This is a genomic window from Salinivibrio sp. IB872 (assembly GCF_001995345.1).
In the GTDB taxonomy this organism is placed as follows: Bacteria; Pseudomonadota; Gammaproteobacteria; order Enterobacterales; family Vibrionaceae; genus Salinivibrio; species Salinivibrio proteolyticus.
The window spans coordinates 11,229-32,106 of sequence record NZ_MUFO01000014.1; the positions used below are offsets into that span (position 1 = coordinate 11,229).

18 protein-coding genes and 4 tRNA genes are annotated in these 20,878 nt (G+C 48.9%); 11 read left to right on the plus strand and 11 right to left on the minus strand.

Features of this window, described 5'->3' with window-relative positions; translation table 11 throughout:
- The first annotated feature begins 145 nt into the window (after positions 1-145).
- Complete coding sequence (locus BZJ18_RS07680; protein WP_077455980.1) at positions 146-1,654, plus strand: M28 family metallopeptidase; 1,509 nt, start codon at positions 146-148, stop codon at positions 1,652-1,654.
- Between the two features lie 33 nt (positions 1,655-1,687).
- Here the strand turns inward: BZJ18_RS07680 and BZJ18_RS07685 are convergent, their stop codons facing one another.
- The 3 genes from BZJ18_RS07685 to BZJ18_RS07695 form a co-directional block, all read right to left on the minus strand.
- On the minus strand, positions 1,688-2,260 hold the full coding sequence (locus BZJ18_RS07685; RefSeq protein WP_077456036.1) for an alpha-ketoglutarate-dependent dioxygenase AlkB family protein: 573 nt from the start codon (positions 2,258-2,260) through the stop codon (positions 1,688-1,690).
- A 116-nt stretch (positions 2,261-2,376) separates the two neighbouring features.
- On the minus strand, positions 2,377-2,985 hold the full coding sequence (locus BZJ18_RS07690) for a 2OG-Fe(II) oxygenase (RefSeq protein ID WP_077455981.1): 609 nt from the start codon (positions 2,983-2,985) through the stop codon (positions 2,377-2,379).
- Between the two features lie 115 nt (positions 2,986-3,100).
- Positions 3,101-4,381 (minus strand): NAD(P)/FAD-dependent oxidoreductase, encoded by a 1,281-nt coding sequence (locus BZJ18_RS07695; RefSeq protein WP_077455982.1) that lies wholly within the window; start codon positions 4,379-4,381, stop codon positions 3,101-3,103.
- 296 nt (positions 4,382-4,677) lie between these two features.
- Here BZJ18_RS07695 and BZJ18_RS07700 point away from each other — a divergent pair, with 296 nt between their 5' ends.
- The 7 genes from BZJ18_RS07700 (at position 4,678) to BZJ18_RS07730 (ending at position 13,318) form a co-directional block, all read left to right on the plus strand.
- Positions 4,678-5,721: an ABC transporter substrate-binding protein gene (locus BZJ18_RS07700; RefSeq protein WP_077455983.1), complete on the plus strand. Its 1,044-nt coding sequence runs from the start codon at positions 4,678-4,680 to the stop codon at positions 5,719-5,721.
- A gap of 233 nt (positions 5,722-5,954) precedes the next feature.
- The gene (gene ltaE, locus BZJ18_RS07705) at positions 5,955-6,965 is read left to right on the plus strand and encodes a low-specificity L-threonine aldolase (RefSeq protein ID WP_077455984.1); all 1,011 of its coding nucleotides are present in this window, start codon (positions 5,955-5,957) and stop codon (positions 6,963-6,965) included.
- Positions 6,966-7,146: 181 nt separating this feature from the next.
- Positions 7,147-9,537, plus strand: a complete 2,391-nt coding sequence (locus BZJ18_RS07710; RefSeq protein WP_077455985.1) for a Lon protease family protein — start codon at positions 7,147-7,149, stop codon at positions 9,535-9,537.
- 233 nt (positions 9,538-9,770) lie between these two features.
- Positions 9,771-10,001, plus strand: coding sequence for a FeoA family protein (locus BZJ18_RS07715; RefSeq protein ID WP_077455986.1), 231 nt, complete (start codon positions 9,771-9,773; stop codon positions 9,999-10,001).
- Positions 9,998-12,325 (plus strand): Fe(2+) transporter permease subunit FeoB, encoded by a 2,328-nt coding sequence (gene feoB / locus BZJ18_RS07720; protein WP_077455987.1) that lies wholly within the window; start codon positions 9,998-10,000, stop codon positions 12,323-12,325. Before BZJ18_RS07715 ends, feoB begins: the two co-directional genes overlap by 4 nt.
- Complete coding sequence (locus tag BZJ18_RS07725; RefSeq protein ID WP_077455988.1) at positions 12,276-12,497, plus strand: FeoC-like transcriptional regulator; 222 nt, start codon at positions 12,276-12,278, stop codon at positions 12,495-12,497. The genes feoB and BZJ18_RS07725 overlap by 50 nt, the downstream gene beginning before the upstream one ends.
- A gap of 191 nt (positions 12,498-12,688) precedes the next feature.
- Complete coding sequence (locus tag BZJ18_RS07730; protein WP_077455989.1) at positions 12,689-13,318, plus strand: Fic/DOC family protein; 630 nt, start codon at positions 12,689-12,691, stop codon at positions 13,316-13,318.
- A 60-nt stretch (positions 13,319-13,378) separates the two neighbouring features.
- Here the strand turns inward: BZJ18_RS07730 and BZJ18_RS17265 are convergent, their stop codons facing one another.
- The 6 genes from BZJ18_RS17265 to BZJ18_RS07755 all read right to left on the minus strand — a co-directional run bounded on the left by BZJ18_RS17265 (position 13,379) and on the right by BZJ18_RS07755 (position 15,004).
- Entirely contained in the window at positions 13,379-13,546 is a 168-nt protein-coding gene (locus tag BZJ18_RS17265) for a hypothetical protein (RefSeq protein ID WP_158011264.1), read from the minus strand.
- Between the two features lie 176 nt (positions 13,547-13,722).
- Positions 13,723-13,809, minus strand: a tRNA-Leu gene (locus BZJ18_RS07735).
- A gap of 36 nt (positions 13,810-13,845) precedes the next feature.
- Positions 13,846-13,921 (minus strand) — tRNA-Gly (locus BZJ18_RS07740).
- Positions 13,922-14,022: 101 nt separating this feature from the next.
- A tRNA-Met gene (locus BZJ18_RS07745) sits at positions 14,023-14,099 on the minus strand.
- Positions 14,100-14,123: 24 nt separating this feature from the next.
- Positions 14,124-14,197, minus strand: a tRNA-Cys gene (locus tag BZJ18_RS07750).
- 219 nt (positions 14,198-14,416) lie between these two features.
- Positions 14,417-15,004 carry a TfoX/Sxy family DNA transformation protein gene (locus BZJ18_RS07755; RefSeq protein WP_077455990.1) on the minus strand — a complete coding sequence of 196 codons (588 nt, stop codon included), beginning with the start codon at positions 15,002-15,004 and terminating at the stop codon, positions 14,417-14,419.
- Between the two features lie 282 nt (positions 15,005-15,286).
- On the opposite strand from BZJ18_RS07755, the gene BZJ18_RS07760 reads away from it, so the two are divergent.
- From BZJ18_RS07760 to BZJ18_RS07770, 3 genes are all read left to right on the plus strand, one after another.
- Positions 15,287-15,874, plus strand: a complete 588-nt coding sequence (locus BZJ18_RS07760; protein WP_077455991.1) for an LON peptidase substrate-binding domain-containing protein — start codon at positions 15,287-15,289, stop codon at positions 15,872-15,874.
- Positions 15,875-16,007: 133 nt separating this feature from the next.
- Positions 16,008-16,931 (plus strand): HDOD domain-containing protein, encoded by a 924-nt coding sequence (locus tag BZJ18_RS07765; RefSeq protein ID WP_077455992.1) that lies wholly within the window; start codon positions 16,008-16,010, stop codon positions 16,929-16,931.
- A gap of 120 nt (positions 16,932-17,051) precedes the next feature.
- Complete coding sequence (locus BZJ18_RS07770) at positions 17,052-17,957, plus strand: lysine exporter LysO family protein (protein WP_077455993.1); 906 nt, start codon at positions 17,052-17,054, stop codon at positions 17,955-17,957.
- 89 nt (positions 17,958-18,046) lie between these two features.
- Here the strand turns inward: BZJ18_RS07770 and ptsG are convergent, their stop codons facing one another.
- On the minus strand, positions 18,047-19,474 hold the full coding sequence (gene ptsG, locus BZJ18_RS07775) for a PTS glucose transporter subunit IIBC (RefSeq protein ID WP_077455994.1): 1,428 nt from the start codon (positions 19,472-19,474) through the stop codon (positions 18,047-18,049).
- 623 nt (positions 19,475-20,097) lie between these two features.
- Positions 20,098-20,877 (minus strand): TatD family hydrolase, encoded by a 780-nt coding sequence (locus BZJ18_RS07780; protein ID WP_077455995.1) that lies wholly within the window; start codon positions 20,875-20,877, stop codon positions 20,098-20,100.
- Position 20,878: the final 1 nt, after the last annotated feature.

Here is a 20,878-nt window from a genome sequence, read left to right on the forward strand (position 1 = left end):
AAAACAAAACTATCGCTATTAACAATTTTGTGACAACCAAACCATCCACTAATGGTTTTATCAATTTATCAACAATTTGTGTTTTTGCTCTACAGTCAAAAGGTCGCATGGAGTTTAGCGACCCTTATTCACTCAAGGAGGAACTATGCATTATAAACGCACGGCTCTGGCCGTTGTCCTTGCAACAAGCTGCACCCTCGCGCAGGCTGAAGATAAAAAAGTCTGGATCTCGATCGGTGCAGATGCACAACAAACTGCTTTATCTTCTGGGGCACAGCCTTTATTAGCACAATCAGTTGCTCATAATGGTCAAGCATGGATTGGTGAAGTCAGTGAATCTGAGTTAGCCGCCCTCTCCCACGAAATGCACGAAAACCATCACCGCTGCGGTGGTTATATCGTGCATTCATCCGCCCAAAGTGCGATGGCAGCGAGTAACATGCCACTTTCGCGCGCAAGCTTTATCGCTCCAGCAATTAGCCAGCAAGCGTTAGTGACCCCTTGGATTAGCCAAATTGATAGCGCACTCATTGTTAATACCATTGATCGCCTTACCGATTTCCCCAACCGTTTCTACACCACAACATCAGGGGCCCAGGCTTCCGATTGGATAAAACAGCGTTGGCAATCGCTCAGTGCAGGGTTAGTCGGTGCGTCCGTCACTCAGATTTCACACAGTGGGTATAATCAAGCGTCGGTGATGTTAACCATAGAGGGCTCAGAATCGCCCGACGAATGGGTCGTCGTCGGCGGCCACCTAGACTCGACGATTGGCTCGCGCACCAATGAGCAAAGTATTGCGCCTGGCGCCGATGATGATGCCTCGGGGATTGCTGCCGTCACAGAAGTGATCCGCGTCTTGGCGCAAAACAACTTCCAGCCTAAGCGGAGTATCGCATTTGTTGCCTACGCAGCAGAAGAAGTTGGATTGCGTGGTTCGCAAGACGTTGCCAACCAATTTAAGCAAGCGGGCAAAGAGGTTCGTGGTGTCTTACAACTGGACATGACAAACTATCAAGGGTCTACTGAAGACATTGTCTTTATCACCGACTATACCGACAGTCAGCTCACTCAGTATCTCACGCAGTTGCTTGACGAATACTTGCCTACTTTAAATTACGGATTCGATACTTGTGGCTATGCCTGTTCCGATCACGCCTCGTGGCACCAAGTCGGCTATCCAGCCGCCATGCCGTTTGAAGCCAAATTTAATGATTACAACCCTAACATCCATACGCCGCAAGACACCTTGGCAAACAGCGATAGCGAAGGGGCTCACGCCGCGAAGTTCACGAAACTCGGTTTGGCCTATACGGTGGAGCTCGCGAACGCCGACAGCTCGCCCAATCCGGGTAACGAGCTGAAACTCGGAGAGCCCATCAATGGACTCTCTGGCGCTCGTGGGAATGAAAAGTACTTCAACTACCAGTTAGAACAATCCGGTGCGCTAGTGATCCGAACCTATGGCGGTTTTGGTGATGTAGACTTGTACGTCAAAGCCAACGGCGATGTCAGTAAGGAGAACTGGGATTGTCGCCCTTATCGCAGTGGCAATGATGAAGTTTGCCGGTTCGACAATGCAACGCCCGGTAACTATGCAGTGATGCTGCGAGGGTACCGTACCTATGACAACGTCAGCCTGATTGTCGAGTAGCTCCATAACCACTGCCGCTCAGCGGCAGTGGTTTTATTCTCTTGCTGAAGATGGCGTTATCCATCGGAAGGTTAAATTAATCCGAGCGCCCACGGTTTTTTGTGTTTTGGGTAGCGCATGTTGCCAATACGTTTGTGTTTTCCCAGCCATGACCAGTAACGCGCCATGACTCAACAAAAACTCGCGTTTTTCTTTACTTTGGGTATGACGGAATAAAAACCGTCGACTTGCGCCCAAACTCACCGATGCAATCGTCGGCTGCTCCCCTAATTCGGCTTCATCATCTTTGTGCCATCCCATGTAATCACTGCCATCTCGGTAGAGGTTAAGCAACACGGTATTGAAACGGGCATGCGTGGCAGCCTCAACACGGGCTTTCAAATCCAATAGCTCAGGTGTCCAAGGACGGGGAGATAACGTGAGTCCACTGTAGGTGTAAGCATGATCGCCGTACCAAGCTAATAAACGCGGCTGCATCACGGTACGACCAAACATCGAAATGGGTAATTGTTGCCAAGGTGTGTGCTGATGCAATGCCGCCATTAGGTTATCGGCATCAGCCAATGGCAACCAATCTGGCTGCCAATTGACAGTCGCTTGTGGCATAGCAACGGCTTGCTGAGCGTCGAACTCGGCATGGTTAAAAAAGCTTTGCTGTTGCGGAGAACCCCTCATACTGAACGCTTGCTGGTTATCACTCGTAGCTGTCAGTATGTAGTTTGTCAGCGAATTGGATCAACCCGATGGCCACTCATGCCGTTAATACGGTACCAGCCCGCAATGCTAAATCGTTGTCGTTTCGCGGGTAATACCTCGTGAGGAAACTCTTCCGATAAGAAGGTTACAAGGCGACCGGCCTGGGGCCATAATGTTTTCAGATGGCTCCCATCAGCATGGTAAATAACGATTTCGCCCCCGTCTTCTTCACACCAGTCATGATTCAAATAGAGCACTGTAGTGACTTTTCGGTTTGAGCGGCCTTTGAATGCGTCCACGTGTTTAGCATAAAAATCACCGGGATTATACTTGGCGAAATGCGCTTCATATTCAAAAAGACCAAGAAAGAGGTGACGATTAAGCGCAAGCTGCAGTTCAGACATCTTATCGAGTAACGCATCAATGGTTGGGACATGGCCGCGCTCTAACCAATGGATCTTATCGGTGCGGATTTGAGTATTAGTATGTTGCTTCTGCTCGCGCCCAATACTGGCTTGCGTCCACTGCTCTGGCAAACATGCGTGTAAATCAGCCACTTCTTGTGCTGTTAAGAATTGGTCGCACACGCTTAGTCCGTGTGTCGCTAAATCATCAATGATGCTCAGAGTGTTCAAGCACTTACCCCCCGCTATTTGAAGGGCTACCTTACTGTCTTCCTAGCGGGGAGCAACACGAGATCTTTATCGTGACGACAAGTATTTTTAATCGTTAACGGTTTGTACGTCGTGGTTACCCACCGAGTAGATCGGCAAGCTTCGCTTTCCAAATCGCGAGAGCCAATGCAGGGCTACGCAGCATTTTCGGGGTCGGGATCCAACCATGCTTCAAACGTGCAAACACATCAAAGCGACTGGCTTGTCCGTCCATCGCTTCGGCTATCACGCGTCCAGCAATATTCGTCAGTCCCACCCCATGACCTGTGTATCCATGCGCGGTATAAATATCTTGGCCGAGGTGATCAATGTGTGGCATGTAACTGCGCGTCACGGCAAACAACCCGCCCCAATGGTAGTCCATCTTCACATCGCCTAACTGGGGGAAAACCCTTGTCATTCGTTGGTGTAGACGTTGGGAGGAGTCTTTATACTCGCGATTAAACGGGTGGTTAACGCCACCAAATAAGAGACGTCCGTCTGCGGTGGGACGGTAGTAATCAAGACAGTTGTTGAGATCAGACATGGCCATGCGGTTAGTAATGGGCATGCGATCGCCTAATGGCTCGGTCACCGCAATAAAGGAAGCAACAGGGAGGACTTTCGCTTGCGCCTTACGTTCTAGGCCATCGAGATAAGCATTACATGCCAGCAATATGCGGGGAGCATTCACGTCACCTTGAGGGGTACGAACATAGTGAGTCGGCCCCTTCTTTATCGACTGCGCCGGACTGTGCTCGAAGATTTGCACCCCTAAATCCTGCGCAGCTTTCGCCAACCCGAGTGTGTAATTGAGGGTGTGAATATGCGCACTATTCGGGTCGTATAATCCCCCTAAATAGCGCTCCGTATTCGCCACTTCTGCCACCTTAGCCTGATCCCACCATTGCGCCATCGGATACTGATAGTCACCTTGCTTTAAGGCGTRCCAACTTTGTAACTCGGTTTGTTGTGCTTTGTTTAACGCCAGCTCAATGTATCCCGGTTGGAAGTCACAGGCTATCTGATGGCTATGAATCCTTTCACGCACGATATCAACCGCTTCAACAGAAAGGTCCCAAAGTTGCTTACCCCATTGCGCGCCATAGGTTTCATGTACCTCTCTGAGCCCGAGACAATATCCCACTAAGCATTGGCCGCCATTACGCCCAGAGCCGCCCCACGCAATCGTCTTGGCATCCAATACAATCACTTGATAGCCGCGTTGGCGTAATTCAATCGCGGCGTTTAATCCGGTTAATCCGGCGCCAATGATACAAACATCGGCGTGGTGACTACCGGTTAAAGGCGGAAAAGATAACGACTGATTTTGCGTCGCAACATAGTAATTGATGTCAGGGCGGTACGTTTTGACCATGCTCTCAATGGTTGCTCATTTAGGTGATTCAATAAATAAGGCACAAGCTCAGGATACTAGTGTGAGGCTTGTACACAAAGCGCGCTGATAGTCGCATTGTCGTGCGCGACTCGCAAGCCAAAAATGACCGGATACTGCCCAATAATTTGGGGGGTGACGCAAGGGTTATGCTACCGTTAGCCGAACGTTTCACGAAACGTGCTTTGGTTAAAAAAAAGTCATTGACACAAGGGCTGGGTGCAATATGATGCGCCCCGACGTGTACTCGGCCAGCAAGCCATTGAAGGACCATGATAATGAACAAAATCACTCACGGAATTACCGCGACCGCACTCGCACTTTCAGCTGTATTTGCAAGTGGGGTCAGCGCTGACGATAAAGTATTGAATCTCTACAACTGGGCGGAATATATGCCCATGGATGTGATCAATGCGTTTGAAGAAGAATACAAGGTGACGGTCAATTACTCGACCTTTGAGAGTAATGAAGCCATGTATGCCAAGTTGAAGCTACTGAATGGAAAAGGCTATGACCTCGCTTTCGCTTCAACCTATTTCATCGATCGCATGATCAAAGAAGACATGCTGGCCAAAATTGATAAATCAAAGATCAGCCACTTCGATGAGCTACGTCCCGGCCTACTGGGTCAGCCGTTCGATAAAGCGAATGACTACTCCCTACCCTATGTGTTCGGTGTGACGGGTATCAGTTATAACAATCAGTATGTCGACGGGGACAAAGTCACTAAGTGGGCCGATCTATGGCGTGATGACTTCAACGCACAAGTGATGCTTCTTAACGATGTGCGTGATGTCTTTGGCATGGCGTTAAAAGCGCAAGGACACAGTATTAATAGCAAAGACGAAGACGAGATCAAGCAAGCGTACGAGTATCTTCGTCAATTGCGTGACAACGTTGTGGTCTATAACTCAGATGCGCCTCACGTTCCTTTTGTGACCGGTGAAGTGACTATTGGTCAGCAATGGAACGGCAACGCCTACATGGCACAGCAAGAAATTGATGGCATCGAGTTTGTTTATCCGCAAGAAGGCGCGATTCTCTGGATGGATAACTATATTATCCCTAAAAATGCGGAGAACAAGACGCTGGCTCATCAGTTCATCGACTTTATGTATCGTCCTGAAAATCAAGCCAAATTGGTCGAAGAGTTTGGCTATCCTGCCCCTAATACACGTGCGGCAGAGTACTTGGATGACGAACTGAAAGAAAACACCACCATTTTCCCTACTGATGATTCGGTCAACAGTGGCGAATTCACCGACGATGTAGGTGAAGCGGTGAAAATCTACCAAAAATACTGGCAGATGCTAAAAAGCTAATCATCAACAGAGAGCCTCACCTCTTTGGTATTCTCACCAAATATCTAGGAAGCTCCCCCAGTAATTAATCAGGCCATGCCCACGGGTATGGCCTTTTTCGTGCACGTGCGGCAAAGCCTGTTTCGCTTTATCGCTGAACGCTAATCATAATTGGAGTCCCCGACTGCCAACTAACGCAGGTTGTGTGTATTATTAGGCAACACGCTCCCCCTCATTCAGCAAGGATGTAATACATGATTGATTTTCGCTCTGATACCGTCACCAAGCCCGACCAAGCCATGCGAGACGCAATGGCCAACGCGCCTGTCGGTGATGATGTTTATGGTGATGACCCGAGTGTCAATGCCTTAGAGCGCTGGGCCGCAGAGCGTCATGGCTTTGATGCCGCCCTCTTTACCGCATCGGGAACGCAAGCCAACCTATTAGCGCTAATGTCGCACTGTGAGCGCGGTGACGAATATCTGTGTGGTCAGCAAGCGCATAACTACAAATATGAAGCCGGTGGTGCAGCCGTATTAGGCTCTATTCAGCCTCAACCCATTGAAAATGCCCCAGACGGTACGTTGCCATTTGAGAAGCTTGCCGCAGCCATTAAACCTAATGACTTTCATTTTGCACGCACCAAATTGCTCAGTTTAGAAAACACCATCGGCGGCCGCGTTCTACCCCTTTCCTACTTGGCCGAAGCCCGCATGTTTTGCAACAAGCATCAGCTAAGCCTTCACCTTGATGGCGCACGTGTTTACAACGCGGCTGTGGCACTGGATGTCGATATTACCGCGATAAGCTGCCATTTTGATTCGATGACTGTTTGCTTGTCAAAAGGATTAGGCGCACCGGTTGGCTCTTTGCTATTGGGCTCGAAAGCCTTCATTGAAAAAGCTAGACGGCTACGAAAAATGCTGGGCGGAGGTATGCGTCAAGCCGGTATTCTCGCCGTTGCCGGACAAAAAGCACTCGAAGAAAATGTCGAACGTCTCGCTGAAGATCATGCTAACGCCCATTACTTAGCCAATAAAATCAATGAGATTGAAGGCTTTTCTACCCACAATTATGACGTGCAAACCAACATTGTGTATGTCGATATTGCCGACAACATCGATCGGGTTCGTCTCAATATGCGCCTGATGGATAACGGCTTTCGAGTGAGTTTGAATGGCGCACCGGCTCGCTTTGTCACTCACAAAGACGTCAATCGCCAAGATATCGACGCATTGATAAACGCAATGAAAAAATCGCTCTAATCAGTCCTACTTTGACAACGTACTCAAAGGGCCTTCAACGGCCCTTTTTCTGCTCATTTATTCACCATCCAGTATTAAACTGTGACCCTGTCGCGACTTTCTCCACCAGCATCACTAAAACAGTCACTTACACTCGCTACACTGAAAGCATCAATCGATAAAAGGCCAAATAGGATCGATTATGGCGACTACCGTGGTGAACAGCGAACGTTTGTATCGCGAATCTAGCTTTAAACACAGTGACATCACCTCAACGAAGCATCTTGCGCCGTTGGATGAAATTGTTGGCCAAGACCGAGCACGACATGCCGTTGAGTTTGCTATGTCGATCAAGGAAAAGGGCTATAACATTTATGCCATTGGTCAGAACGGATTAGGCAAGCGCACCATGGTGATGCGCTATTTAAACCACCATTGGAAAAATGATACGCCGATCCATGATTGGTGTTACGTCGCTAATTTCCAAGAAGCCCGTGCGCCTCAAGTCCTGAAGCTTCCTGCAGGGCGAGGAAATGAACTCAAAAAGCACGTTGAGCAGTTGATGGGAAAACTCGCCAATGCGCTGCCGCTCGCGTTCGACAACGAGATGTATTACCAGCGTGCAGAAACACTCAAAAACCAGCTCACCGAGCGCCAACAAACCGTGTTAAAAGCACTCAGCGATAGTGCAGAACAAAACAATGTTAGTTTGACGATCACCCCGCAAGGCGATTACCAGTTTGTTGCCCTGAACGGCGAAGAGCCTCACACTGAAGACACCTTCGATGCGCTCTCTCAAGAAGAGCAAATGGCATTCGGCAAGGTGATCGATAAACTCGAAACCGAACTGCGCAGTATTGTGCGTCAACTCGGCGAATGGGAAGAAGACTATGCGGAAAAACAGCAAGCGCTGGATGAAGAAGTGGCGCGCGATGTGATTGCCGCCCAGATGAAATCCGTCACCAAAGCGTTTGCAGATCTTCCTGACGTGCTGGCATTTCTGGAGGCGATGCAAGCGGATATGCTAGAGCATCTGGATATCTTTCTCGAAGACAGCGAGGATCAAGCGGCACTTGCTTACGCGGCGCTCGATAAAAAACTGCCACGCCGCTATCAAGTTAATGTGCTGGTGAGCCAAGACGACAATCAAGCACCTGTCGTGGTGGAAGACAGTCCCAGTTATCACAACCTATTTGGTTATGTTGAAAATGCCACCTTCAAAGGTACGGTGTTTACCGATTTTTCGCTGATCCGTGCGGGCAGTTTTCACCGCGCCAATGGCGGCGTGCTTTTGATGGATGCAATCAAGGTACTCGAAAAGCCTTACGTCTGGGACGGCATCAAGCGTGCCCTAAGCGCAAGGCAGCTCAGCGTGAGCGCCCTTGAACGCGAAGTCACCCTCAGTGGCACTGTGTCGCTCGACCCTGCCCCCATTCCACTTGATGTGAAAATCATCTTATTTGGTGATTACCAAACCTATCAGTTGCTACAACGCTATGATGCCGAGTTCAGCGAGCTATTTCGGGTGACCGCGGACTTCGAAGACGACATGCCACGTAACGACAGCACAGAACAACAGTATGCGAAGTTTATCTCCAGCATTATCCACGACGGCGGTTTGCTGCACTGCAGTCGCGGTGCGATTGCGCGTATTATTGAGCACAGTGCCCGACAGGCCGAAGATCAAAATCGCTTGTCGCTGCACTCCGCTGATATTGCTAACCTTTTGCGCGAATCCAACTACTGGGCCACGCAAGCCAACGCCAATAGTATTCGTGCTCTGCATGTTGAAAAAGCCTTGGCAAGCCGCAATATGCGGGTGAGCCGCGTGCGCGATAGCATGATGCAGAACTTCGAAAACGGCGTCACCTTAATCAACACCACCGGCTCTGCGCTCGGTCAAATCAATGGCCTATCGGTATTGAGCACATCCGACTTTAGCTTCGGACTCCCCAACCGAATAACGGCTACGACCGCTTATGGTGAAGGCGAAGTGCTTGATATTGAGCGTAGCGTTAAGCTCGGTGGACGAATCCACTCTAAAGGGGTGATGATCTTGTCCGCCTACCTCGCCACCCTCCTCGGCAAAACAGAACAAATCCCACTCAAAACGCATATCACTTTTGAGCAATCGTACGGGGGCGTCGATGGCGACAGTGCGTCAATGGCGGAGTTTTGTGCGATTCTCTCGGCGATGACGGGCGTGCCCTTGCGTCAAGATCTGGCGATTACAGGCTCCATGAACCAATTTGGCGAGGCGCAGCCGATTGGCGGCGTGAACGAAAAAATCGAGGGCTTCTTTGATGTATGCACCATTAAAGGTCCCACGGAGCAGCAAGGGGTGATCATTCCCGCCGCTAATATCCAAAACCTAATGCTGCGAAAGGATGTGGTCCATGCGGTTGAGAAAGGCGAGTTTCACATCTATGCGGTCTCCCATGTGGCTGAAGCACTCTCGCTGCTTACCGGACAAAACGCAGGGTTTGGCCCAGATGCAATCACCACAGACAACCTCCTTGCAACCGCCAAAGCCAACTTAAATGATCAGCGGCGTAGAGCACAAAAAGAGTCATCATCGCATCACACACGCTAACCTATTACTCGCAGGCAGTCGTTTGATTGCCAGCGAGTGAAATATTTTCTTACAAAGTTAGCGGCTAATTTTTGCTTTTTCCCTTCAGATACCTACCTCTTTGTCACCATTTCTTTCATCGTCTTACTTTCAGGACAAGATGCTCACTAAAAATTGCTTGATCCTAAGCAAGAAACCACGTGAAATTTAAGCGTAATATCCAATGCAAACCATTCTTATTTGGATCTCGCACTATGAAACTGTCGACTCTCGGTCGCGGCCAAGCCGCACGCATTACCAGTGTCCATCATGTGCCAGCTGTTATCCGCCATCGCCTTGCCGTCATGGGATTGATCCCGGGCACCGCCGTTGAGCTGGTTCGGCGAGCACCTTTGGGCGACCCATTGCAAATACGCCTCGACAACGAACAACTCATTGTCCGTCGTGAAATCGCCAAGCTGATCGATGTGGAGGCTATGTCATGAGTAAAACACGCATTCTTCTTGCCGGTAATCCCAACTGTGGTAAAACCACCTTGTTTAACGCATTGACCGGTTCTCGCCAAAAGGTCGGCAACTGGGCGGGCGTGACGGTGGATAAAAAAGTCGGCCAGCTCTCGCTAGATAATACTGAAGCTGAAATCACCGACTTACCCGGCCTATACGCGCTAAACGCTGGCTTTGACGCAAGTTTAGATGAGCAAATCGCTACCTTTTCGATTGATAGCCGTGACAGTGACGTCATCATCAACGTACTGGATGCCAACAGCCTAGAGCGCGGGCTGTACTTAACGGTGCAGTTGCGCGAGCGCGGTGTGCCTATGGTGGTGCTGATCAACAAAATGGATCTGCTCGATAGGAACGGACAACAACTGGATATCGCTAAACTGCAAGCGTGGTTAGGCTGTCCTGTCCTTACCGTCACCGCCTGCCAAGCAGACAGCGTCGCGACATTTCGCCACCAACTGTCCCATATTGTGAGCGACATCCCTCAGTGCGACGCCATGCAACTGAACTACGGTGAGCACATCGAAGCTTGGATACAAGCCCACCTTGGCGCCAGCTTTATTCGTACCGCGACCGGACAAGTGAACCAACGCGCGCACCTGTTAGAATGTCTCGAACGTGGTCGCCTGCCTGATGGCAGTGACGAGGCGCAACAACATATCTTTGCGCAAGCCTGCCAATCGATCGCCGAGCATGATACCGATATTCTGATTGCCGATGCACGCTACAGCTATATCCGCGATTTGGTGCATGACACCCGTCGTGAGCATCGCCACTTAAGTCGCAATAATACTGAAAAGCTTGATAAGGTTATTCTTAACCCCTTCTTATCACTGCCTATTTTGCTTGCCGTGCTATACGCCATGTTTGTGTTTGCGATTAATATCGGCGGCGCATTTATCGACTTTTTTGATATTGCCGCTGGCGCAATTCTCGTCGATGGCACCCACCAGCTACTGGATGGGGTACTTCCGACCGCCATCGTCACCATTATCGCAGATGGCTTCGGCGGCGGGATACAAACTGTCGCGACCTTTATTCCCGTCATTGCGGGTTTGTACCTGTTCCTCACCGTTCTCGAAAGCACGGGATATATGGCACGCGCCGCATTCTTACTCGATGGTTTAATGCAAAAGATCGGCTTGCCGGGCAAGGCCTTCGTCCCTTTAATTCTGGGCTTTGGCTGCACAGTGCCGGCAGTGATGGCAACCCGTACCTTAGAACAAATCAATGAGCGCAAAACCGCGGCTACCATGGCTACCTTTATGTCCTGTGGTGCACGGCTGCCGGTGTACGCTTTATTTGCGGCCGCGTTCTTCCCACAACAAGGGCAAAACCTGGTTTTTGGCCTTTATTTACTGGGCATTGTGGTGGCGATCATCACCGGCCTGATTTTGCGTCACACGCTTTACCCCGGCCACAGTGAAAGCTTGCTCATGACGCTGCCAGACTATGAATTGCCGCGATTACGCCATGTGATGAGCAATACTTGGCAGAAGCTACGCCGTTTTGTGTTGGGGGCCGGTAAAACCATTGTACTGGTGGTAACCATTTTAACCTTCTTCAACTCGCTCGGCACAGATGGCACATTTGGACACGAAGACAGCGACACGTCCGTGCTGTCTAAAGCCGCGCAAGTCGTGACACCTGCACTCGCCCCAATTGGTATTGAAGAAGATAACTGGCCGGCCACCGTAGGCCTTGTCACCGGTTTGTTTGCCAAAGAAGCCGTCGTTGGTACGCTTAATAACCTCTATGCACCCTCAAATGTTGAGGAAGCCTCCACCACGATTGGTGATGCCTTGCTAGAGGCAGTACAAAGCATTCCTGCTAACTTGTTTGATATTGATTTTAGTGATCCACTGGCGGTTAGCGTGGGTGATATCGATAATCCCGAATTGGCAGCAGAAGAGCAAGAAGTCAGTCTCGCCACATTCGACAACCTGCATCACCACTTTAGCTCCACCGCCAGCGTGCTGGCCTACTTGATGTTTATTTTGCTCTATACCCCCTGTGTGGCGGCGATGGGCGCTTACACTCGCGAGTTTGGTCGCCGTTTCGCTATGTTCATTGCCAGTTGGTCAATGTTACTGGCCGTCAGCGGTGCGACCCTGTGTTACCAACTCAGTCAGATCAGTGTTTCACCGGTTTCGGCTTCACTCTACATTGGCGGTATTTCGGCACTACTCATCGCGGTAGTTGCCGCAATGCGCTACATCGGTAAGCATCCTCATTGGTTTAAGGAGACCTATTATGATCCTGCAAAAGCTCAAAGCCAGTGTCACTCAGGCGGGTGTCATTAGTGCCGAGGCGCTTGCCAAAGAGTATGGTCTGACCCCAGACGGCGTGGACGCCATGATGGAAATGTGGATAAAACGGGGGACCATCGTTCGTCAGTGCCCCTGTCAGGATCCTGCCGATATTCATTATCGCTTGGCACATCACAATGAGATCCATTGCCTCAGCATGGTCTAACCCCTTCCCTTTTCAAGCAGCGTTTCGACGCTGCTTTTTTACTCCTGTATCCAGCGTAACACCCATTACCTATCCACTATACTCAAAGCCTATGACATAACAGCCAGCGCCATCGCAACAGGCAACATAACTGATCATGGCGAATGTCGTATCCTTAAGACCATGGTGACAGACAAGCAAGGAAGACAGGTATGACACGTTATGAGACGCAAGCCTCAGAGGCGCAATATCAACCTGGCTCGAATGAGCAAGTCTTACGTAACTTACTCGGTATCACGCAATTGTACGACATAGAAGATATTGAGGCAGTGCTTTTGTCTAAACTCTACGAAAGGATTTTTACCGGTGGACACTTTCCTCGCGCACTGCGCTTTAACACTATGGCCAGTTGGCACCGGCAATGGCTCGGGAATGTCTATTTGTGGGCTGGTCAGGTGCGAAATGTCGAACTGAGCAAGGCGGGATTTCGCTTCACCTCACCGAAACAAATTGGTCCTTGTCTCACTCAGTTTGAACGAGATTACTTAACGGATTATCCCAATTTACCAACGATGACACGCACAGAGCTCATTCACTTTTTAGCGCAAAGCCATGTTGAATTCATTCTTATCCATCCATTCCGAGAGGGAAATGGACGCATTTCTCGCTTATTGATTGATGTGATGTGTCAAAAGGCAGGGATAGGGTTGCTAGATTATCGGCTATGGGAGGAAAACAAAGATTTTTATATTGCCGCTATTCAGGCGGGCGTCGGCCATGATTACCAGCATATGGAACGCTTAGTAAAAGATGTATTGCCACCCAGTTCCCCACAGGGTTAACAAGGTCACCGTTTATTGCCGATAACCATGGCTTCTCGCCGTCCTTACTGCAGTGAATGGCTAATCGGCCAATGCGAGCGCTTGGTACTTTCGTCGGTTTTCTTTTAATTTAGCTTCTACTTCTTCCGTGGTTGCTTGCGTTTCTATTGCCGTCGAGCTTGCCACCGCGCGATCAATCATTTTTTGTGTGACTTGTTTTGCTTTTTTTTGCATCTCTGGCCTGTGCATACTGCCCTCTTTCATTATGGTTAAATTTTAGGCAAAAAAGCATCTAAATTCAATGATGATATAATTGTCACTTAGACAATATTGTGACTGGGATAATGCTTTTAACACAGCGTGCAAACTCGCCGGTCGTAAAACGCAAAAACGGCGACCAATCTGGTCGCCGTCTTCTTTTTTAATGGTGCCCCGGGCCGGACTTGAACCGGCACAGCGCGAACGCCGAGGGATTTTAAATCCCTTGTGTCTACCAATTCCACCACCGGGGCACAATTCTTTCAGCCGCTTACGCCACTGTTGTAATTTGGAGCGACATACGAGGTTCGAACTCGTGACCTCAACCTTGGCAAGGTTGCGCTCTACCAGCTGAGCTAATGTCGCTTTGGTTGCGGGAGCCGGATTTATCGCGCAATGCAATTGCGACGACCGTAGGTCGTGTTGAATGAGCTTCAACCAAATAAACTTTTTCTGCAACATAAAGTTGGTTGCGGGAGCCGGATTTGAACCGACGACCTTCGGGTTATGAGCCCGACGAGCTACCAAACTGCTCCATCCCGCGTCCGTATTTTTTTAGCCAAGTGCATGGAGGCGCGTCCCGGAGTCGAACCGAGGTCCACGGATTTGCAATCCGCCGCATAGCCACTCTGCCAACGCGCCTTTACGTTTCACCTCTCGGCTAAGTGGTTTGAATTCTACATAACTTTTTTCGCCTGTCACGTATAAATTGCACTTTTATGGTTTAACCGTCGATTATTTATCCAAGCGTCACATTTTTCGCACAATCTGAGTATATTCGCGCCATCCGCCTCACTTTGCTAGACCCTAAACATAAAAAAGCCGACCTATTCGGTCGGCTGTCTGCGCGAAAAATGGGTATTAAACAGCGGCAAGTAAACGATCGCGCTCTTCTTTTTCAATCAGCTTCCAGTGACAACCTTGTTGCGCACCAGCAAATTTCCACAACAGACTGACGTCCACGTCTTTGCCATGAGTCATCTGCACACGGCGAAACAGCTCCTCGGGAGTAAGCTGATTAAATGTACGCACATCTTCAACGCCAGATTTCTTCAGCATACGCTCAATGGTCAATCGCAGGTTAGGCAGGTCGCGAAGTCGTCGGCTCTCTAAGCTCTCTTTGCGTTTTTTGTCTGCCACCGCAATATCGATCGATGTTTTGACAAGCTGACCTAATTCGGGATCGTCTTGAATGTATAAGCTGGTTATTTCGTAATAATTAACAACCGCGGTTGAGCTCTTTTTGACATGGACAAATTTACGACAGGTTTTGTCGAGTAGCTTTTCTGATAACGCGCCACCGCCTCGCAAATACAGTCGCTTATCGGTCAGCAACATAAACATCGCGCCGTCGTAGAAAAACCCTGTTCCGCCAAACATTGAGCGTTGTTCCATTGCACCGAAGTTGCTCAAGTACTTAACAATATGGGCTTTAAATACCACACTCATCGGTAACTCCTATTTCTCTCCTGAGCGAAAAAGTGGTGACCAAAAACGCGGTCACTAAGCCTAATAATTAGACACGCGAAATAGTGCATGATGTGAATATGAAATTCTATGCATCAGATCACTGTACAGAAATTTGACCCCTAAAAAGACATGGAATTATCAAGGGTATTTTAACAAGCATTCGTATTTCGTTTTAAACAGACAGGAATAGTGATGAAGACTTAACCAAGTTAGCTAAGTGCGCTAAATTTAAAGAAAGGATGTTTTCTACTCGAGGATACGATGTCAACGAAGCCCGTATTAATTAAAACCAGTCACTTACTCCCCGGAGGCTTGCACACTTATATTGTGCCAGAAGCCTTTTACCTAAGTGTGCTATCGCAAGCGGGTAACCCGCCTGAACTTCTGATTGCGATGCAAGAAGAAGGGTGCGAACTCGAGACACCCAGTGCGATTTCTCCCATCGTGACCCTCTGCCACGTTGCGGATTTTGATCGCCACGATACCCATCATATGGCGCTAACACTGCAAGGCATCGAATGTGTAAAAGTCGAATCGATTACACTGGGTGACAATGACGTAAAGCTAGGCACGTATTCGCCACTCCCCCAATGGCGACAGCAAAATACACCACAGGAATATGAATATTTAAGCAACAAACTTGCACAATACTATCGTTCCAACCCTGCGTTATATCACCATTTTAACCTCGCGCAATATGACGAACTTGGGTGGGTGTGTTTGCGTTGGCTCGAGCTGCTGCCTATTGAAGTCAAACAAAAACAGCTATTGCTGTCACAACCTAGCCCAAATCAGGTCGCGGAGTTTATCGATAAATTGCTACGTTACCCGCTCGAAAACGACGAGTAACGCTAGCTCCTACTCCAAGTTGTTCAAAGTATCAACAAAGGAACGGAAAAAACGAGTAATCCACGTGTTCGCGGTTCTCTTTCCTGTGCGTCCGCATTACCATACAAGACGGTAAAAAATAGAATCAGGACTTATGGACCATCTGTCATTCTTTTGGGTCTCCCCCGATCGCGATAAATACTTACGCGGCATAGAAACTGAGTTTTACAAACGCGCCGTTGAAACCATCCGTGTCAATCGCCTTGCCCTTCCTCCTTTACCGGATGTCGTTCTGTCAATCCAGCGTGCCAGCAAACAGCCTCATACCACGATGCGCGACATTGCCAACTTGTTGATCGATGATCCTAGCCTTTGTGGTGCAGTACTCAAAGCAGCAAACTCCGCTTTATTTGCACCGCGGGCCACCGGCAAATGCAAAGATATCCAAACTGCGGTTTCCCGATTAGGAGTCGACCGTGTGCTAGGGATCGTGACTGCGGCAGCCATTTATCAATTAAAAAGCCAAGCCAAATTTGGCCCACAGTGCAATCACATTTTGAAGCGAAGCGCGCAAAAATCCCGTGAGTTTGCGGCTGCTATGGCGTTGGTGACTCAGAAAATTCATAGCTATTGTGATGAGCCCTTGCCGGTTGAGCCAGAAAAAGCCTTAATCATTGGCCTACTCGCTGATATTGGTTTGTACAGCATCATTGGCGAATTCCAACGTTTTCTCGATGAAGGCCACTACCTTAAGTTTGATATTGCCGAACAAGTATTCTTCAACTTATCGGGCGATTGCAGTCGACTCATCCTTCAAAATTGGCACTTTGAGCGTGATTACATTGAAGTGGCAATTAATACCAAGCTATACACACAGGCTCGCCCAGACATTACCTATTTAGATATTGCACGCATGGCGAATCACTTGCTCATGTTCCGTAACCATGATGACGCCATTGACGACCATGACGTTGAGCTTACCGCGCCCGGGGCTGAAGCCCTTTATGAACTGTCTAACTTGAACGAGTTGGACTTTACCCGTGAACTTGACGCTGTCATCGAAGCGAGCAGCATCTAACTGCCAATGCGCCTGTCACGCTGTGGTGTGATTCCATATCACAGCTGTCTGATTTTATTGACCAGACTATTAACCGATTGATAACCTCGATGGACTCTTTCTTTATTGTGAGCAAAATCGATGTTCTCAGGGATGTTACTGATCTTTTTACCCCTTATCGTGGGCTACCTCATACTCCTTAAGCGGCCTCAGCATGTTCATTGGGTTAATACGCTAACCGTCCGACTGGTGATCGTGATTTTATTGCTGATGGGCCTGAGCTTAGCTGCTCTCGACAACCTAGGGAGTAACATTTCCACTATTGGTGTCTACGCGGCAACCTTCTTTGTCTGTATTGGGGGGGCCAACCTCCTCGCGTTACCGATTTTAGATAAAATCTGGCCGACGGATACGCAGGGCCATCAACACAAACTAAAGCTACGCACCATGATGTCTGAATCTGGCAAACTGATAGCCGCCGTCTTCGTGGGGCTCGCCGTTGGCCTGATCGTAGAAATGGACTTATCTTGGGTCGATACCGCCAGCGAGATCATTCTGCTACTTCTGCTGTTTTTGATTGGTATTCAATTACGCAATAGTGGCATGACCCTTAAACAAATTGTGCTGAATAAAAAAGGCGTGGTGATCGCCGCGCTCATCGTCATCACCTCACTGCCGGGTGGTTTATTGGCCGCATGGTTACTCGATCTGCCTTATCATCACGGCCTTGCGATGGCATCCGGGTTCGGCTGGTATTCATTGGCAGGGATCTTAATGGGAGATGGGCTCGGTCCCGTCTATGGTGGCGCTTCATTTATTGTCGAACTTGCCCGCGAGCTGGTAGCCATTATGTTGATCCCTATGATTATTAGCCGTTATCCACTCACGGCGATTGGCTATGGTGGCGCAACCGCGATGGACTTTACCTTGCCCATTATTCAAAGCACTGGCGGGATTCGCTGTGTGCCGATTGCGATCGTTAGCGGCTTTATTTTAAGTCTGTTGGTTCCGGTACTAATGCTATTTTTTCTCTCCCTCGGCGCATAACGTCCCTCATCTTTCTCCTCGGGGCAAATACACATAAAAAAGGAGAGCCGATGGCTCTCCTTAATATTCTTGGAAGGTGTTGTCACTGATTAGTGACTACGCATCCAATCATCCATTTCTGTACGTAGATTGTCTGATTTTGTCCCGAAGATGGCTTGTACGCCACCGGATACAACCACAACACCCGCTGCACCCAGTTGCTTAAGCTTGTCTTGGTCAACCACTTCAGTGTCTGCCACCGATACACGTAGACGTGTAATACATGCGTCCAGACCTGTGATGTTGTCTTTGCCACCGAAGGCTGCAACCAAGTCACCCGCTAGCTCAGAACCAGTCGCTGTTGAGGTCTCAGTGGTTTCGTCTTCACGACCTGGCGTTTTCAGGTCAAGGGCACGGATAACCACGCGGAATACGATGTAGTAAAGAACACCATAACCCAGGCCAAGCAGTACTAGTGTGGTCACGTTCTCAGCACGTGGCATTTGTACGATAAAGTCGATGAAACCGTTAGAGAAAGTATGGCCGTGTACCACGCCCAGTGCGTTGGTCAACACATAAGCCAAGCCCGCCATCACCGCGTGAATACCGTACAGTACAGGTGCGATGAACAAGAACGAGAATTCGATAGGTTCAGTAATACCAGTTAGGAATGAAGTCAGTGCTGCTGACGCCATGATACCCATGATTTTGGCACGGTTTTCTGGTTTTGCAGAGTGTGCAATCGCAAATGCAGCGGCTGGTAGACCAAACATTTTGAACAGGTAACCACCGGCTAACTGACCGAAGCCGTTGCCTGCTTCACGAGTCACGTCGTTAGCGGTCAAGAAACAAGTCATGATGCCATTCACTTGCTCGCCTGCATTGTTCACACAGCTACCTGCTTCGTAGAAGAAAGGTACGTTCCAGATGTGATGCAGACCGAATGGGATCAATGCACGCTCGACGATACCGTAGATACCAAATGCGGTAACAGGGTTTTGCTCAGCAGCCCAGTGAGAGAAGGTAGCGATCGCACCACCGATTGGTGGCCAGATAACAGAAAGGATGACACCCAGTGCGATAGAGAGGAAACCGGTGATAATTGGCACCGAACGTTTGCCCGCAAAGAAGCCAAGGTAGTCAGGCAGCTGAATAGTGTAGAAGCGATTAAACGTCCACGCAGCCACAGCACCGGCAAGAATACCGCCGAGTACACCCGTCTTGATTTCTTCGGCGCCCATCACAGGAGCCATCACGTTAAGTGTTGCCACCATGATGCCGTAACCGACAATCGCAGACAGACCGGAAACACCGTCATTATTCGTAAAGCCTAGCGCGACACCCACAGCGAAAAGCAGTGCCATTTGGCCGAACACAGACCCACCAGCTTGTTCCATCAGATGAGAAACAATATCTGGCATCCAGCTAAAGTTGGCCGCACCAACACCCAGCAATATACCTGCTACCGGTAGCACGGATACTGGTAGCATCAGCGCCTTACCGACTTTTTGCAGGTTAGCAAAGAGGTTTTTTGACATAGTCTTGCTCCTGACAAGGAAGTTAACAATGCATGCTCTCGTGGCTAACCATTCGGCTCCCCCGCTACAGGTGGCCCGAAAACGTCGGACGCCTGAGAGTCATTGCGATTTGTGATTATTGAACTCACCCAAACTATAAGGTGCGAATCATCACCCTGCCTACGTACGATGATTTTACTGATTAAAAAGTAAATATAGATCACAATTAAACATGCTGACAAAATCAACAAAATACTCATAAGAAACTGATATAAAAGTATTTTTTGTTTTTAAAAGCAAAAATTGGAAAAGTACAACCTGTGCGGTGAGAGCGAAGCGGAAAGTAATTTTACGTAACGAATTAATACATTGCGTAATAGCGGTGAAAGAAATCTTATTAATCCTTAAATTTCAAGCATTTATGGTGTTTTTGATTCAAATCAAAAATCGATAACGACATTGTCGGCGAGGTCACTTTGACGTCAACATGACGTGATTTTGACCAAAAAATAACAGCCGTATCTGCACGTCGTCAGGTGGGTTACATGCATCATACGGCGTGAAACGATTTTATTTTACTCACCCGATATCCAATGAAATGGCAAAAGAAGAAAAAGCCCGGCATTATTGCCGGGCTATTTGAATTAATTAGCTTTCGCACCGCTAAAAAGCGCAAAAAAGTTGCGGCTTGTGACATCACAAACCGTCTCAACCGTTTCCCCTTTGAGCAGCGCGATATACTCGGCAACTTCCCGCACATAAGCAGGCTGGTTTTGCTTACCGCGATAAGGCACCGGCGCCAAATAAGGCGAGTCAGTTTCTACCAACAAGCGCTCTAGCGGTAAACGGCGTACCACCTCTTTAAGCTCGGTCGCCTTATTAAAGGTTACGATACCTGAGATAGAAATATAAAAGCCTAGCTCAATAGCCGCTTCGGCCATCTCGTAACTCTCTGTAAAGCAGTGTAGCACGCCACCCACACGTTCAGCCCCTTCCTCACGTAAAATCGTCAGTGTATCTTCACGTGCCGCGCGGGTATGAATAATCAGTGGTTTATTAAGCTCTACCGCTAAACGTACGTGCTGGCGGAAAATCTCTTGTTGCTGTTCGGCTAACTCAGGTTGGTAATGGTAATCCAATCCTGTCTCGCCAATGGCCACCACACGATCATCCGCGGCAAGGGCCTTTAAACGGTCATAATCGAACCCGTTTTCAATATCGAGTGGGTGAACACCACACGAGGCAAAGACTTCGGGGTAAGGACGAATCATCTCCAACATCGCGGGGAAGCTATCCAGCGTAACCCCCACCGAGAGAAAGTAATCGACACCCCTTGCCTTCGCTTTATCTAATACATCGGCGACATTCTGGTGTAGTACGTCATAATCCAGTTTGTCGAGATGGCAATGAGAGTCTATTAACACG